Here is a 14,089-nt window from a genome sequence, read left to right as displayed (position 1 = left end):
TCATTGTGATGGTTGATGATGTAAAAGAAGTTCGTACGATACTCCATCTAAAATTCAGAAAATGAAAACACTCTAAAAGCCTATAGTACCCTACTAATTTTTATTCACCTTATAAGTGATTTTTCGGTTGGTGACTACCGTATTTACCTGAATGTTCAACTGTGCCGAAACAGAGGTAGTGTTTCCACATAAAAACGTACTGTTGGTAAGAATAGCCCGATATTGCTTACCGTTATCTGATGGGGTGGCATTGGTCAGGCTTAGGGTATTGGTACTGGTGTTACTATAGATACCACTATCTGCGAGGTTTATCCAGGTAGTTCCATTAAAAATTTGCCATTGGTATGAAGTGGCATCGGTTGCACTTACTGAAAAAGAGGTAGAACAACTTGGGCAGATTGTAGCGGAAATGGGCTGGGTCGCAATAGCAGGGGCAGATGAAAATTCTTGAAAATCATAAGTGCCATTTGCATTGTTGTCATTGGGGGTTACGTAACCATCGATGGTTCCTGTTCCTGTAACCAATCCTTTACTATCCACATTGGTGGGTAAACCGGACAAAAGGCCATCGCCATTGGTATCGGTATATCCTGCTTCCAACACATCGGCACAACCATCACCGTCGGCGTCAAGATCATAGGGATTATACATTCCGTCCGAATCGGTATCTAAAATAATATAACTCATATTGGCATAGGGCGTATCGTTATCCTCAATAGATGAAAATAAGCCATTAGCACCAAAGGTAGCAGCGGCTCCATCAATAACACCATCATTGTTGGAATCATTAACTCCACCGATATTTAAAACTCCTGATTCTACGATGTCATAGATACCGTCATTGTCAGAATCAAGATCCAAGCTGTTCAAGATGCCGTCTCCGTCGCTATCGCACAAGGCACTTACGAACAATTCTCCTGTAAAACCTTCAGGACCTGGGCCTGCTTGGTTTGTAATCGTAAAGACATTATTTGCGCCTGGCACCCAATTGATCGTATTGAATGGATTGCCAGATTGGGCACCGATCAGTTCTAAAGTAGTAGCCGTTGTGCTTCTTGTGCCATACAGCGTGATTTTACCCATTTCATTAATAATAAGCCGTAATCGTGGTAGCCCGTTTACGTTTGCATCCCAAGGTGTACTTATGAAGGCATTGTCAGATTGAAAACGGAAATATTCTTCCCCGGCATCTAAAGCTCCATTTTCGAACTCCAAAACAGAAGGATGTACCGGCGTGCCATTCGTGTAAAGTTGAAAGGAGTTATCCATCGAGGTAAAATCAAGTCGAAGATAACCCGTGTCGGTGTGGTTCACCGTTACCGATCTTTCACCGACATCTTGTGAGACCAAAAAGGCAGCATTCGCGGTCGTACAATACTCTTCTTCATCGGTCAGGCCATCATTATCATCATCGAGATCGACATTGTCGTGAATACCATCATTATCGGTATCGGGGCTTGACGTAGTTGTTATTGATATATTATCGATGTATACGCTGTCATTGTTATCGGTCCAATTACCACCTCCCTTTGCAAATCGTATGGTAGTATTTGCAGAAATAAAGGCGGATATGTCTTGATTGAAAGTTCCTGAGCTATTACCCCCAAAGGTGGTCAAAGTGGTAAATGTTGAACCATTACTGGATAGTTGTATGGCAAGGGTTTCTCCACTTTCCAGACTAGACGTTCGCCAATTGAACGTGAGAATGGCACTGGTCGCCCCTGTTAAGTTAGCCGTGCGCTTAATGTTCTCCGTCCAGATATAGGCAAAACGTAACTCATCATAGGTTATTCGTATATACCCGCTAGAAGCCGAATTATTATCTCCATCTTCTATCCAACTACCTGAGAAATTAGTGTTTCCATCGTTATTGGAATAGGAAACGGAGCTAAAGGTATCCGAATAGGTATTTTGGCCCCAAAACGGAAGGGAATACAAAAAAAATGCTGAAAGTAAATAGAAACTTTTCATCGTAGCCAAAAGTATAGAGATGAAAAGCGCCGGGCAAATAGTTGTTGTATAACTACTCTAGTGTGATGTAAAGTATTGTTTTTTTTAAGAATAGACTTTACTTGGCTTATTTTGACTACCGCTCTCATCCAACTAAAACTTGATTATACTACATTTGAACCCATGGTTTTTCAACAACTAAAAAGTTTTCTGAACACTCCACCACTTTGGGTCAACACACAGTTCAACATAAAACAGTTTGAATTTCCACAGGTGGATTTAACGGACTTCTCCCCTACACCCATTCCACAAAAGATGCGCTTGGGCCACCAGATGGAACAAGTATTTAAACAAGTCCTAGACCATTGCACGCAATATGATGTTTTAATCCATAACCTACCCATACGACAGGGAAAGCAGACCATCGGGGAAATAGATTTTATCCTGCGGGATACCAAAACGCAACAAATCATCCATGTTGAACTTACCTATAAATTCTATATTATTAACCCCGAAATCTCCGAACCCGTTCACCAACTCATGGGGCCTAACCGGCGCGATAGGTTCTTTACCAAAATGGAAAAGATCAAGAACGAACAGTTTTCCTTATTGCATTCCCTTCCCGGCAGTAACGCCTTGGCCGAAAAAGACATCGATGCTTCTCAAATTACCCACCAAGCCTGCTACAAGGCCCAATTGTTCGAACCTTATGGTAGTAAAACTCTAAACCTTCGTCCGCTCAATCCCAATTGTATCGTGGGCCATTGGCTTCGGATGGCCGACTTCCAGACCGATGCCTTTAAACACTACCAGTTTTACATTCCCTATAAAAGCCAGTGGGTGTTGGAACCGCATGCACACGTGGAATGGACCCCCCATTTTGAAATCCTCGTGGAGGTCAACCTACGGCTCCTCAAACAAAATGCGCCCATGGTCTGGATGAAAATAAGCGAGATGGAATTCGAAAAGTTTTTTGTGGTGTGGTGGTGAGTGCTTTCTTTTTGAACTGTTGACAACTCGTTATAAGCTAGGACCCTGCAGTATTTCACCCATAGGTAAAAAGAGGTATTTTAGTTCCACATATAATAGATATATAAACCATATGATCTATATCTACGTTGGCAACAAGCTGAAAAAAATGAAACAGACGGAAAAACAGAAAAAAATCCGATTAACAATAATAATTCTGACAATTGTCGGGCTGATTAGCTTTCTTTCTCAAACTATAACGGTTTTTGCATATGGAATTGATAAAACAACGGACTTTTATTTGTTGCTTTATCCAATGTTATTTGTTTCTCTAATTTTAGTATTCACAAAACCGAAATTCGGAATTTTATTGACTTTACTGACTTCGATTTCATATAGCATTTTACTAACAAACGAAGTGGGAAAATATTTGACCTTTGATTTTCAGAACAGTATTTTGATTTTAGTTCTGCTTCTTCCTTATTTAATATTTTTGAGTTTAATTCCATTGTCAATTATTTATTTAACAGACAAAACAGAGAATAGAATAAAATTTCAATTGACTTCTATTCTGTTTGCTCTTGGATTTTTTGCTTTCATAATTTTTGACCGAATGGACAAAGATTATTCGAGAACGGTTTTTGTGGACGCAGTTTTAAAAAATAACGGAATAGTGGAATTAAAACTAAAACCTGGATTTGCAGATTCAAGAGAATTTTATGTAAAAACAAACTCGAAAGAATTAGAAAAAATAATAAAGGAAAAAGGAGAATTTGTGCAAGGGAGTTATTTTTTATCAAACACTCGAATTAGAACAAATTACAAATTTGACCAACTAAAATCATTAACATTAATAGAATTTAATAAAAATATTGAGCTACCAAAACTGACTTGGAATGTGGACGAAATAAATGGAAATTATGATTTTATTCGACCATAAAAAGCCAGTTGCCAACAAGCCGTGTATAAGCCATTGCTTGGTCTGTGTTACTTCGGAAAATCCTCGCGGATTTTCCTGTTTAGTTTTGTACTTGGTTTGGTTCGTGCTAAATCACGCAACGGCTCATACACAAACACGTTACGCACAAGGTTGAACAACCAGTTGCATTCGAAAAATTAAGTTCAAAAAAATAAGATTATGCATGTAGATATTAGTTTTTTCAAAAAAATTTATTCCGAGGACATAATTTATCATTACACAAAGGCTTCTACTGCAATAGATTTTATCCTTTTCAACGGACAATTACGTTTTAATGCAAGTAGAAATTCCCATGACCCAATTGAAAGTAGAAAAGCAAGAAGAGGTACTGTTTATACTGGAACAAAAGCTGATGAAGTAATTGCAAAGGAAACCACATTAGACTCGAATGACTTACACAAGTATATATCTAATTTGGAGAATCAGTTTCATCAGATATGTTTTTGCAAAAATCGCATGGGAGAATCTTTTGCAAGTGAATATTATTTAAGTGAATTTAACGGGCATGAGGAACTATTTGGTTTTACAAAACTTAGAATGTGGAACCAATATGCAGACAATTATTCTGGTGTTTGTTTAGCATTTTCCAAAGAAAAAATAATATCAAAAAATGAGACAAGAATTGCACTACTAGAAGAGGATGTTAAATATTTAACTTTCCGAGAATTGTCGGTTGCCAAAATCGGAGACATTCAAGGAAACCATTTATTAAATGTTGGAAAAGAAGAATATAAAAAATTGATTGTCGAAAAAGTAAAACAATCATTTTTCTTGAAACACAAAGATTATAGTAGTGAAAACGAATACAGGATAGGAACTCTTTTTGATAAAAATAAATGTTGTATAGAAAATATTCGAGGAGAACTTGTTTTTGACAGAACAATGATGCTTGATATATCAGATTGTGTTGAAGCGATTTTTATTTCAAGTTACGCAAATGACAAACAAAAGAGTGAACTACTTGCATATGCGAATAAACTTAATGTACCAATTATTGAAATGAGATGGCAATACAATTCATTTGAACCGAGAGATTATAAAGGTTGGATAGAATTTATAGGAAAAATAAAATTAGAACAATTAAATAAACAAACATTAAAATCTCATTAAAATTTGGGTAAAAAAAAACAAAGCTTTTTAATCACATTTTTTCTAACCCTCATTGGGTTAATTGTAATTGTAGTAATTGTTGAAAAAATATTTGGTGCGACCGTTTCTGGAATCATAGGCACAATTTCAACAGGAATATTTTTAATTTATATTGAAAAACTGGATTTAAAACCTACAGTTTCATTAAAACTACCAAAAAAATTCAAAAATACTGCATACTCAACATTAGTATCAATCTTAATTTTAGTTGGTTTATTTGGTGTTGTAAAAGGTTTACTACAATACGCTATTGTTTTTTACGGAGAAGACGTCTTTTGTAGTTTAGCTTATATCGGAATTGCCTTTTTATTAGATTGGAGCGCTTTTATTTTTGCTGGACTATTAATTGGCAAACTATATCCTAAAAGAGCTCTTGCATTAACTTACATAGCGTCTTTCGCCACTTTTATAATTATATATCCAGAAGTTTATCTACAAGATTCATTTGATAAACTAGCATGTTTGATTGATGGTTTCTCGGACGAGTACGCTGAAGATTTTAGTGATGGGTTTACTAGTGGAGCAAAAATCGGAGCGGTTATTAGTTTCATAATCCGAGGCTATATTGCTGTACTATTTGCGAAGATCTCTATCAGAAACTTCAAAAGTTAAAAGAAATAAGCAGCCAATGGACAAGAATTTGGTGTGGACATAACTCAGGCGCAACTGTTGCGCAGATGGACTTTTCAATCGGACGAAAAAAAACAGTTGGTAACAATAGTAACCGTTGCACAAGCCCATAACCGGTCAAATAATGGATGAATATCAGCCCCTTTACTGGGCTTTTTTCTTATCCGTTCAGAATTGGAACGTCAATTTCACAGACTTTATAGAGGAACTGAACAGGTGTTGAAGAACACTTTTAAGTGTTTTAAAAAAGCAAGCTGTCCCGCCCCGCTTTTTACCTGTTTCCCTTCAAATTTCAGGTATTTTTTCAGGTTGTACGTGATGGTCGAGAGGTGCATCACTTTGTTGACCTGTGCGAGCCCTATGGTAATCCACATGTTCCTTTAATACTATTACTATTAAACACGTATTTTTTTCGCCAATGCTATAAAATATTCCATTCAACTAAAAAGACAATTACACACGATGAATATTCTAAAAATAAGTGCTTATCGATCTAGCATCCGATTCATTGACCATTTTAATGGCTTCTTTAATTGATTTCTTTTGCGCCCTATTTGTAATTGGATAGGAAGAAGATTGTATCCGATGAAAATGACGGATAGATTTTAGTCGGAAAAAGTATACCTTTACCTTTTAAAAGTTCATTACATAATTCATCTATCGGAAAAGGTTACACTTAACGTGCATTAATAGGGAATCTGGTGCAAATCCAGAGCTGTCGCGCAACTGTAAGTAACATTCAAAAGATTTTTATCCTTGTGGTCCACTGTTCTTTTTTAGAATGGGAAGGACGATAAAAATCGTTATAAGTCAGGAGACCTGCCTGTTCCGCTATGACTTTGCTTTCGCGATCTGAAGCTTTGGTCAGGTAGGGTATACATTTGAAATAGGGTACTATGTTTATTCTATACTAATCTGTTATGCTCTTTTCCTTTCCATCGCTATTCCTTTTCGCGCATTGCAAAACTGAAGATCTGCAACGAGCTTTTAACTTAATCGAATACTCATTAAAAGTTAAAAGAAATGAAAACGCACATTCTCGGCTACCCGCGCATTGGTGGTCACAGGGAACTCAAAAAAGCCTGCGAGCAGTATTGGTCGGGCAAAATTTCAAGAAATGATCTGTTAGAAGCAGGCCATAACATCAAAAAGCATAATTGGCAATTGCAAAAAGAGGCGGGCATAGACCTGATCCCTTCCAATGATTTTTCATTTTATGACCAAGTATTGGACATGTCGCTGACCGTCAATGCCATTCCAAAACGATATCACGAGGTCATGCTAAAAGAAGGAAACTCTGAACAGGACCTCTATTTTGCAATGGCAAGGGGATATCAAAAAGATGGATTTGACATTACCGCCATGAAAATGACTAAATGGTTCGATACGAACTACCATTATATTGTACCAGAGTTTGAAAAAGGGCAGCAATTCAGCTTGTTCTCCACAAAAATTATAGATGAATTCAGTGAAGCAAAGAAACAGGGCATACTAACGAAGCCCGTAATCTTAGGCCCTGTTTCGTATTTGCTCCTAGGAAAGGAGAAGGAGAATGGTTTCCATCGTATTGAACTGATCAATGCACTAATACCCGTTTATCTTGACATTATTACTCAATTGATAGAAAGGGGAGTTGAATGGATACAGTTCGACGAGCCGTTTTTAGCTCTAGATTTGACGGGCAGCGAAAAAGAAGCCTTGCGTAACTTTTATACCACGGTCAAAAATGAATTCCCGAAGCTGAAAACCCTCGTAGCCACCTATTTTAATGGGTTGGGCAATAATCTAAAACTAGCGACTTCACTATCTATCTGTGCCCTACACATTGACTTGGTCAGAGACCCACAACAACTTGACGACGTACTGAATAATTTACCAGAAACTTTGAGCATTTCATTGGGTATCGTTGATGGAAGGAATATCTGGAAAAACGATTTCGGAGTGTCCTTCAGGATTATTGAAAAAGCGCAAAATGCGATTGGAAGTGATCGGATTTTTATTGCACCGAGCTGTTCCTTGATCCATTGTCCTTGTGATTTGGATATTGAAACGGATGAAAAAACGCTTACTCCCGAAATAAAAAATTGGTTGGCGTTCGCTAAGCAAAAATTGAATGAAGTGGTCACACTAAAAAATTTGGGAAGTGGCAAGAATGAAGAAAGCTTACTCGATCGTGTTGAAGAGAGATTCGACGCCGCTAAAAGTCGATTATCTTCAACGACCATCCATAATCAGGTAGTGAAACACCGAACCGAAGCCTTAACCGAAGTTGATTCGAGGCGCGATAATCCGTTTGCTATACGCAAAGAACTACAGCAAAAGGCTTTGAAACTACCAATATATCCTACGACCACCATCGGTTCGTTTCCGCAGAGCAAAGAAGTACGCAGTTGGCGGGCCCAATTTAAAAAAGGGACGTTGACCCAAGAGCAGTATAATTCACTACTACGAAAGGAAACCGAAAAGACCATACGATTACAAGAAGACTTAGAAATAGACGTACTGGTGCATGGGGAATTCGAACGAAACGATATGGTAGAATATTTTGGGGAACGGCTAAACGGGTTCGTATTCACAAAATTCGGTTGGGTGCAAAGTTATGGGAGCAGGTGTGTAAAACCGCCGATTATTTATGGGGACGTTTCGCGTCAGAGCCCAATGACCGTAGATTGGACAGTCTATGCCCAGAGCTTGACTAAAAAATTGGTAAAAGGCATGTTGACGGGTCCGGTCACTATTTTACAATGGAGCTTTGTAAGGAACGATCAACCTCGCTCCACCACTTGTGATCAGATTGCTCTGGCCATTCGGGACGAAGTGAAGGATTTGGAGAAAGCTGGAATAAAAATCATTCAAATTGACGAACCTGCAATAAGGGAAGGCTTACCTCTACTCAAGGAAAACTGGCAAGAATATCTAAAATGGGCGATTAGGGCATTTCGTATCGCCTCAACGGGCGTAAGTGACGAAACCCAGATCCATACCCATATGTGCTATTCTGAGTTCAACGACATCATGCATAACATTGCGGATATGGATGCCGATGTCATTACTATCGAGTGTTCCCGGTCTCAAATGGAACTGTTAGACTCCTTTGCAAAGTTCAACTATCCAAATGATATCGGCCCTGGAGTCTACGATATTCATTCGCCGCGTGTGCCTAACACGGAAGAAATGGTACGTCTATTGAAAAAGGCTAAATCAGTAATCCCTGAAAAGCAACTTTGGGTAAACCCTGATTGTGGCCTGAAGACCCGTCATTGGGAAGAGACCGAAAAAGCATTGAAAGCCATGGTAAGAGCGGCCAAAACATTAAGGGCCGAGGTTGAAGAATCAATCGCCTGATCGGTAATTGCAATGATGATAATACAGCCCACTTTGAAATGCCTTTTTTGAGCGCAAGGTGGGCTCTATTTCAATATAGACTTACGTTGAAAATTTTGGACTTACTACATGTACCTAGACTCTGAGAAAAGAGCGTGTTGACCGATTGAATTAACTTTGAACGCATCTCAAAACCAAAAAGAGAGTACCATAACGAAGTTGAAGCAAAAGACAGTAGAACTCAGCTAGGCCATGATTGACGCCGCAGAGGTATACAAGGAACTGAGCTGAAACCCTCGATATCGAGGTGCAGGCAAAAAAAGACCAAAAAAATATAGGTACAATATTTTCCCTGAAAAGGGGAATCCTAAGTTTACCGAGCAACAAACGGAGATAGTCGAACTCAATAAAAAACTGAGGGACATGGAACTTTAGCTTGATATCGCAAAAAGACTGCCCCCTACATCGGCTGGCACCTCGCCAAAAAAGGTATGCGCTACCTTTTCCTAACACTCCGTACGCTACTAGGGCGACAGAAAAAATAAAGGTTTATAAAATACCGCAGGTTCAAATATCTTCCGTCTGAAGATGTAGAAAATGTTCAATGAAAGTAAAAGTGGATATTGCAATCGGTTGAACCGGGTGGGGTACCGTCCAAAAAGCGGTCCGAGAACGAGGCTCTGCCGGTGGCCACACATGATGTTTATAAGGAAAGTTTTGAGAGTTATGGGCCCCAAGGTTCATGAACGAACTCTTAAAAAGGGATATCCGGCCGCATGGCCCACGGTGGTCGGGATAATAAGGACCAACGGACATCTGGCCAAAAGAAAAAGAAAGTTCATGATTACCACGGACACCAATTATGATTATCAGATAGCTCCCGATATATTGGAACGTGACTTTAGGTAATGTCGAACCTTATTGCGGGCAGGTTTATTTATCATTCCGATAGGGACTCACAATATACCAATAACGGGTTTACCGATAACCTTAAAGAAGATAATCATTTGGTAGTACGATTAATTGGCAGGAAAGGGAAGAACTGCCGGGACAATGCTGTTGCGGAATTTTTCTTCAAGAGCTTGAAGGCCTAAAAGGGGTACCATGAAAATTATAGCTTAAAATTATAAGCGGAACTATCTTTATTCAAGTGGATAAAGATCGTGTACCATGTTAAAGATGACACACTCGATATTGGACTACAGAACCATATAGGAATTTAACAACGAAATGTATAACTAAAAATCAGCGGCAGGGCCCTTATCTAAGTATCCACTTTTTTGATGTAAGTCCAAAAAATAAATCAAGCCTTGTAAACAGCCTTTTTGAGTCGGTATTCAAAAATATACCAACTTAAGAAAATAAAGATCGACCAACCCAAAGAGATGTAAATGATTGCCGAAAAGGAGACATGATACTTAGTAAGTAATGCCCAATACATGCAACTCATAAGTACTCCGAACAGTCCCCAATTGATAAAACGCCATTGTCCCATTATAGGTTGATTATTTTTTTTCCTTTTAATGCTTTTGCGTTTACAGGTAATCCAAATTCCGCTGAGAACTAGAGAGGATATTCCGCATCCAAAAATAAACCAGATACATTTTGTTAATAGTCCGCCCCAATACCCAAAATGTAACGGGTCTACACTATCATTAATCCACATTGCGGTACTGATTTCCGATGCTTTCTGAGAAGAAACGACCGTATTTGTACGAGGGTTTATAAGAACCCGGTTAGCACGTTGACGTACTAGGGGCACATTGCTTTTACCAATAACTCCCAAAACATCGGTAGCTTTTTGCGGAACATACATATTTCCAGCAACCAAGCCTGGAATTTCTTTCTGAGCGATCAGTACAGCTTTATCATAATCTATGGCATAAGTAAGATTAACAGAAAGTTCTGTTTCTTCAGTATCTGAGAGCTGAGGAGGCCTTGGATTTACCTGCTCCCCTATTCCCGCTACATTGGCACGTTCTATAAAGTACCAAATTCCTGTTATGGAGAATAAAAGGCAAAATGGGATAGACCATAGACCTACTAGCCGGTGTATACTTCTGAAAAAGACCAATGCTCCTTTTCCGGTTTGTAACTCAAAAAGTTTATGCCACCATTTTTTATAAAAGCAAATCGCTGTAATCAGCGAGATCAATAGCATAAATCCAAAAAACAAGACGACAAAGTTTCCTATTTGAAACGGAATAAACAGGTAATAATGTAGGTCTCTAAAAAAACGTTGAACGGTCAATGCGGACTCCCCTTGAATCTTGCCCGTATATCGGTTGGCAAATACATAGCTTAGATTCTCATTCTCTATTTTATAGAGAATATCACATAAATAGGGTTCATTGGGCCGCATCCATAATTGAACTTTAGCATTGGGGTATAGCTTTTTAAAATTTGAAACAATCAAATTTCGGGAAGCTAATTCCTTTTTTGGGGTTGCCCGCATTTCAGGGTTGAACAGCCAGTCCATCTCGTGGCTTAGCGTGGCGAGCGTTCCTGAAAAGCAAACAATAAAAAAAAGAATGCTTAGACGGATACCAATCCAACTATGGATATTGAAAAAGAACTTTTTAGAGAACTTCATAGTTTAGAACGTGTAGCCCACGCTTAGTAAATAATTACGAGGTGTGCCAGGATATAAACGCGTATAGCTATAGCCTCCTACCCAATGGGTTTTATCAAAAACATTATTGACTAAGAAACGAATGTTGAATTTATCTACTTTATACGAAACCCCAGCATCTGCTACAACATAAGAAGGAAGTTGTAAAGTAGCTTCGCGTGTATTTCGCTTGCCAACAAAATTACTACCTAATGTAATACCAATACCTTTTAGGTTTTCTCCGGTAAAGGTGTATTTCCCGAAAATACCACCTTGGTGTAAGGGCGCATTTTCTTTGCGCGTGCCTATCTCTTGAAGATTATCACTTTCTGTTATTGTAGCATCGTTATAGGCATAATTTGCAGTAAGAGTTAGATTGGGTAGAATTCGTCCGTTGACGTCTAGTTCAACACCTTTGGATTGTTCCTGACCACGTTGTCTTAACAAATCTGGATTGGTAGTGTCATTTGCATTAACAAGAATGTTGTTATTCTCTATATAATAGATTGCAAGATTTGCTGCTAAGCGTTTGTTGAAAAACTCGCCTTTTGCGCCGGTTTCAAGCATATACGCGGTAACAGGGTCAAAGGGTCCGCCTGCTTGTGGATTGTTCAAAGCGGCTACTCCTTGAGGTTGAAAGCTTTCTGTATATGTTCCATAGACATTAATATCTGGGGTAGCGCTATACACCAATCCTACGCGAGGAAGAAATTTGTTTTGTGTTGTGGTTTGTTCGTCGGGCTGATCAAAATTGGTGATGTCATTATAGTATTCCTGTCTTCCTCCCAATAAAAGTTGAAACTTATTCCACTTAATCTGGTCTTGAATATAGATACCGTAAGAATAGTATTTTGTAGGATCTGAAGGGGAGTTGATAAATATATAATCACTCAATCGAGCTACATTGTAGGTCGGGTTTTGCAAATCAAAATGTGGCACATTAGGCACTGGGTTTCCGGCATCATCTCTTAAAAAGTTTGCAAAATCGGCTGCACTTGTAGATGCGCCGCCGCCTTCTAATAAATATCCCCGGGCAAAAGATTGCGCATTGCCAACAGGTTGTTTTTGTTCGTTATAATCAAACCCTGTAACCAGTTTATGTTCTAAAGCCCCGGTAGTTGCTTTATAAACAAAGTAGGAAGATAAGTTGTCAGCGATGGTCTGACCTTTTCGGGTTATCACTTGCATTCCCATCAAAGTAGGAATAGGATCCCCATTGGCATCCAGTGCAAATTGATTGGATGTTCGGTGTTCCTCCAAATCTTCCTGAGCAGCATATTTTATATAAGAAGCATTAAAAGAAAGATTGTCTGTAAACTGATGGTTTAATGAAAGGGTAGAATAGACTACATCTGTTCTCTGGAAATCACTAGTTTGACCAATTGCAAAAGAAACTGGCGTTGAATAAATATCGCTTCCAGAAGTAGCGCCGAAAATAGGTTGTCCCCGATCTAATTTCCCATCAAAGTTTGTAATGACCAGATCAAAGTTGATTCGGGTCTTTTCGGTTGGTAAAAATGAAATCGAAGGTGCAATCACATAGGACTTTTTCTCTTGAAGATTTCTAAAGGAATCTGAGTTTTCATAAGCTAGATTGAGTCGATAGAGCAATGTTTTATTTTCATTGATAGGTCCTGTAAAATCCGCTGTAGTACGTAGGGTATTATAACTACCCAGCGTGAAGTTGATCGCCTTACGATCTTGTGTAAGCGGTTTTTTAGTAACCCGGTTCATCACGCCCCCAGGAATGGAATTTCCAAACATAGCGGAAGCAGGTCCTTTAATCACTTCTACCCGTTCAATATTGGCTAAAAGAGGCTCGGGGCCAAATAAGCCTACCACGCGTAACCCGTTAATATAAGTATCACCAGAGCGAAACCCCCTAAATGTAAAGTCATCATAATAAGAATACATGTTAACACCACTGATGTTCTTAATCACATCGTTGACCCTGTAAGCCTGCTGGTCTGCAAAAACTTCTTTGGTGACATAGCTTACGGCCTGTGGGATATCTTTAATGGCGGTTGCCGTTTTAGTAGCCGCAAAAGTCAGGTTGTTCTTATACGACTTTTCACTTCTTCCCGTTATTTCTACTTCTTGCAATTGCTCGCTGGAAGAATTAAGTGCGAAATCAATTTTTAGTTCTTGTTGCCCATTTAGGGATACATTTTTTTGCTGGGTCTCAAAACCTAAAAAGGTCACCTTAAGGATATAATCTCCGGAAGGAATATCTGAGAAACTGTAGTTACCATCATAATCTGCAGTAGTACCCGAATTTTCTGATAATATAACGTTCGCCCCAAAAAGCGGAATACCATCGGAGTCGACTATTTTACCTTTGATAGAAGTGGATTGAGCAGATGATAAGGTGAAGTTGAACAGTAATAATAGATATAAAAATGTGTAAGTCTTCATTGGTTATTTTTTTGAAGGCCCAAAAATATAAATTTATTTTTATTTAGACTTATTTTAAATAA

Annotated in this window: 10 protein-coding genes and 1 riboswitch; of the genes, 7 read left to right on the top strand and 3 right to left on the bottom strand. The window is 38.6% G+C overall.

Features of this window, described 5'->3' with window-relative positions:
- Positions 1 to 93: 93 nt before the first annotated feature.
- A complete protein-coding gene (locus ACNR9Q_RS12440; RefSeq protein WP_419211542.1) occupies positions 94 to 1,971 on the bottom strand; it encodes a hypothetical protein in 1,878 nt (625 codons plus the stop codon).
- A 162-nt stretch (positions 1,972 to 2,133) separates the two neighbouring features.
- Between ACNR9Q_RS12440 and ACNR9Q_RS12435 the strand changes: the two genes are divergently transcribed.
- From ACNR9Q_RS12435 to ACNR9Q_RS12405, 7 genes are all read left to right on the top strand, one after another.
- On the top strand, positions 2,134 to 2,940 hold the full coding sequence (locus tag ACNR9Q_RS12435; protein ID WP_419211541.1) for a DUF1853 family protein: 807 nt from the start codon (positions 2,134 to 2,136) through the stop codon (positions 2,938 to 2,940).
- Between the two features lie 148 nt (positions 2,941 to 3,088).
- Positions 3,089 to 3,859: a hypothetical protein gene (locus ACNR9Q_RS12430; protein WP_419211540.1), complete on the top strand. Its 771-nt coding sequence runs from the start codon at positions 3,089 to 3,091 to the stop codon at positions 3,857 to 3,859.
- 198 nt (positions 3,860 to 4,057) lie between these two features.
- Entirely contained in the window at positions 4,058 to 5,008 is a 951-nt protein-coding gene (locus ACNR9Q_RS12425) for a DUF2971 domain-containing protein (protein ID WP_419211539.1), read from the top strand.
- Between the two features lie 3 nt (positions 5,009 to 5,011).
- The gene (locus ACNR9Q_RS12420) at positions 5,012 to 5,659 is read left to right on the top strand and encodes a hypothetical protein (RefSeq protein WP_419211538.1); all 648 of its coding nucleotides are present in this window, start codon (positions 5,012 to 5,014) and stop codon (positions 5,657 to 5,659) included.
- Between the two features lie 668 nt (positions 5,660 to 6,327).
- Positions 6,328 to 6,519, top strand: a riboswitch (cobalamin riboswitch).
- Positions 6,520 to 6,700: 181 nt separating this feature from the next.
- Complete coding sequence (metE, locus tag ACNR9Q_RS12415) at positions 6,701 to 9,022, top strand: 5-methyltetrahydropteroyltriglutamate--homocysteine S-methyltransferase (RefSeq protein WP_419211537.1); 2,322 nt, start codon at positions 6,701 to 6,703, stop codon at positions 9,020 to 9,022.
- Between the two features lie 705 nt (positions 9,023 to 9,727).
- On the top strand, positions 9,728 to 9,910 hold the full coding sequence (locus tag ACNR9Q_RS12410) for a hypothetical protein (protein ID WP_419211536.1): 183 nt from the start codon (positions 9,728 to 9,730) through the stop codon (positions 9,908 to 9,910).
- Positions 9,910 to 10,095, top strand: coding sequence for a hypothetical protein (locus ACNR9Q_RS12405; RefSeq protein WP_419211535.1), 186 nt, complete (start codon positions 9,910 to 9,912; stop codon positions 10,093 to 10,095). Before ACNR9Q_RS12410 ends, ACNR9Q_RS12405 begins: the two co-directional genes overlap by 1 nt.
- A gap of 209 nt (positions 10,096 to 10,304) precedes the next feature.
- Here the strand turns inward: ACNR9Q_RS12405 and ACNR9Q_RS12400 are convergent, their stop codons facing one another.
- Both ACNR9Q_RS12400 and ACNR9Q_RS12395 read right to left on the bottom strand, forming a co-directional pair.
- Entirely contained in the window at positions 10,305 to 11,594 is a 1,290-nt protein-coding gene (locus ACNR9Q_RS12400) for a PepSY-associated TM helix domain-containing protein (protein ID WP_419211534.1), read from the bottom strand.
- A gap of 3 nt (positions 11,595 to 11,597) precedes the next feature.
- Complete coding sequence (locus ACNR9Q_RS12395; protein ID WP_419211533.1) at positions 11,598 to 14,027, bottom strand: TonB-dependent siderophore receptor; 2,430 nt, start codon at positions 14,025 to 14,027, stop codon at positions 11,598 to 11,600.
- Positions 14,028 to 14,089: the final 62 nt, after the last annotated feature.

Origin of the sequence: Maribacter sp. X9 (assembly GCF_048537565.1) — a bacterium.
Classification (GTDB): domain Bacteria; phylum Bacteroidota; class Bacteroidia; order Flavobacteriales; family Flavobacteriaceae; genus Maribacter.
This window is presented reverse-complemented; position numbering and strand designations above follow the sequence as displayed.

Coding starts and splice junctions, on each gene's coding strand:
- ACNR9Q_RS12400 (WP_419211534.1), bottom strand. CDS start 11,594: ATGAAGTTCTCTAAAAAGTTCTTTTTCAATATCCATAGTTGGATTGGT.
- ACNR9Q_RS12435 (WP_419211541.1), top strand. CDS start 2,134: ATGGTTTTTCAACAACTAAAAAGTTTTCTGAACACTCCACCACTTTGG.
- metE (WP_419211537.1), top strand. CDS start 6,701: ATGAAAACGCACATTCTCGGCTACCCGCGCATTGGTGGTCACAGGGAA.
- ACNR9Q_RS12395 (WP_419211533.1), bottom strand. CDS start 14,027: ATGAAGACTTACACATTTTTATATCTATTATTACTGTTCAACTTCACC.
- ACNR9Q_RS12440 (WP_419211542.1), bottom strand. CDS start 1,971: ATGAAAAGTTTCTATTTACTTTCAGCATTTTTTTTGTATTCCCTTCCG.
- ACNR9Q_RS12425 (WP_419211539.1), top strand. CDS start 4,058: ATGCATGTAGATATTAGTTTTTTCAAAAAAATTTATTCCGAGGACATA.
- ACNR9Q_RS12405 (WP_419211535.1), top strand. CDS start 9,910: ATGTCGAACCTTATTGCGGGCAGGTTTATTTATCATTCCGATAGGGAC.
- ACNR9Q_RS12430 (WP_419211540.1), top strand. CDS start 3,089: ATGAAACAGACGGAAAAACAGAAAAAAATCCGATTAACAATAATAATT.
- ACNR9Q_RS12410 (WP_419211536.1), top strand. CDS start 9,728: ATGGGCCCCAAGGTTCATGAACGAACTCTTAAAAAGGGATATCCGGCC.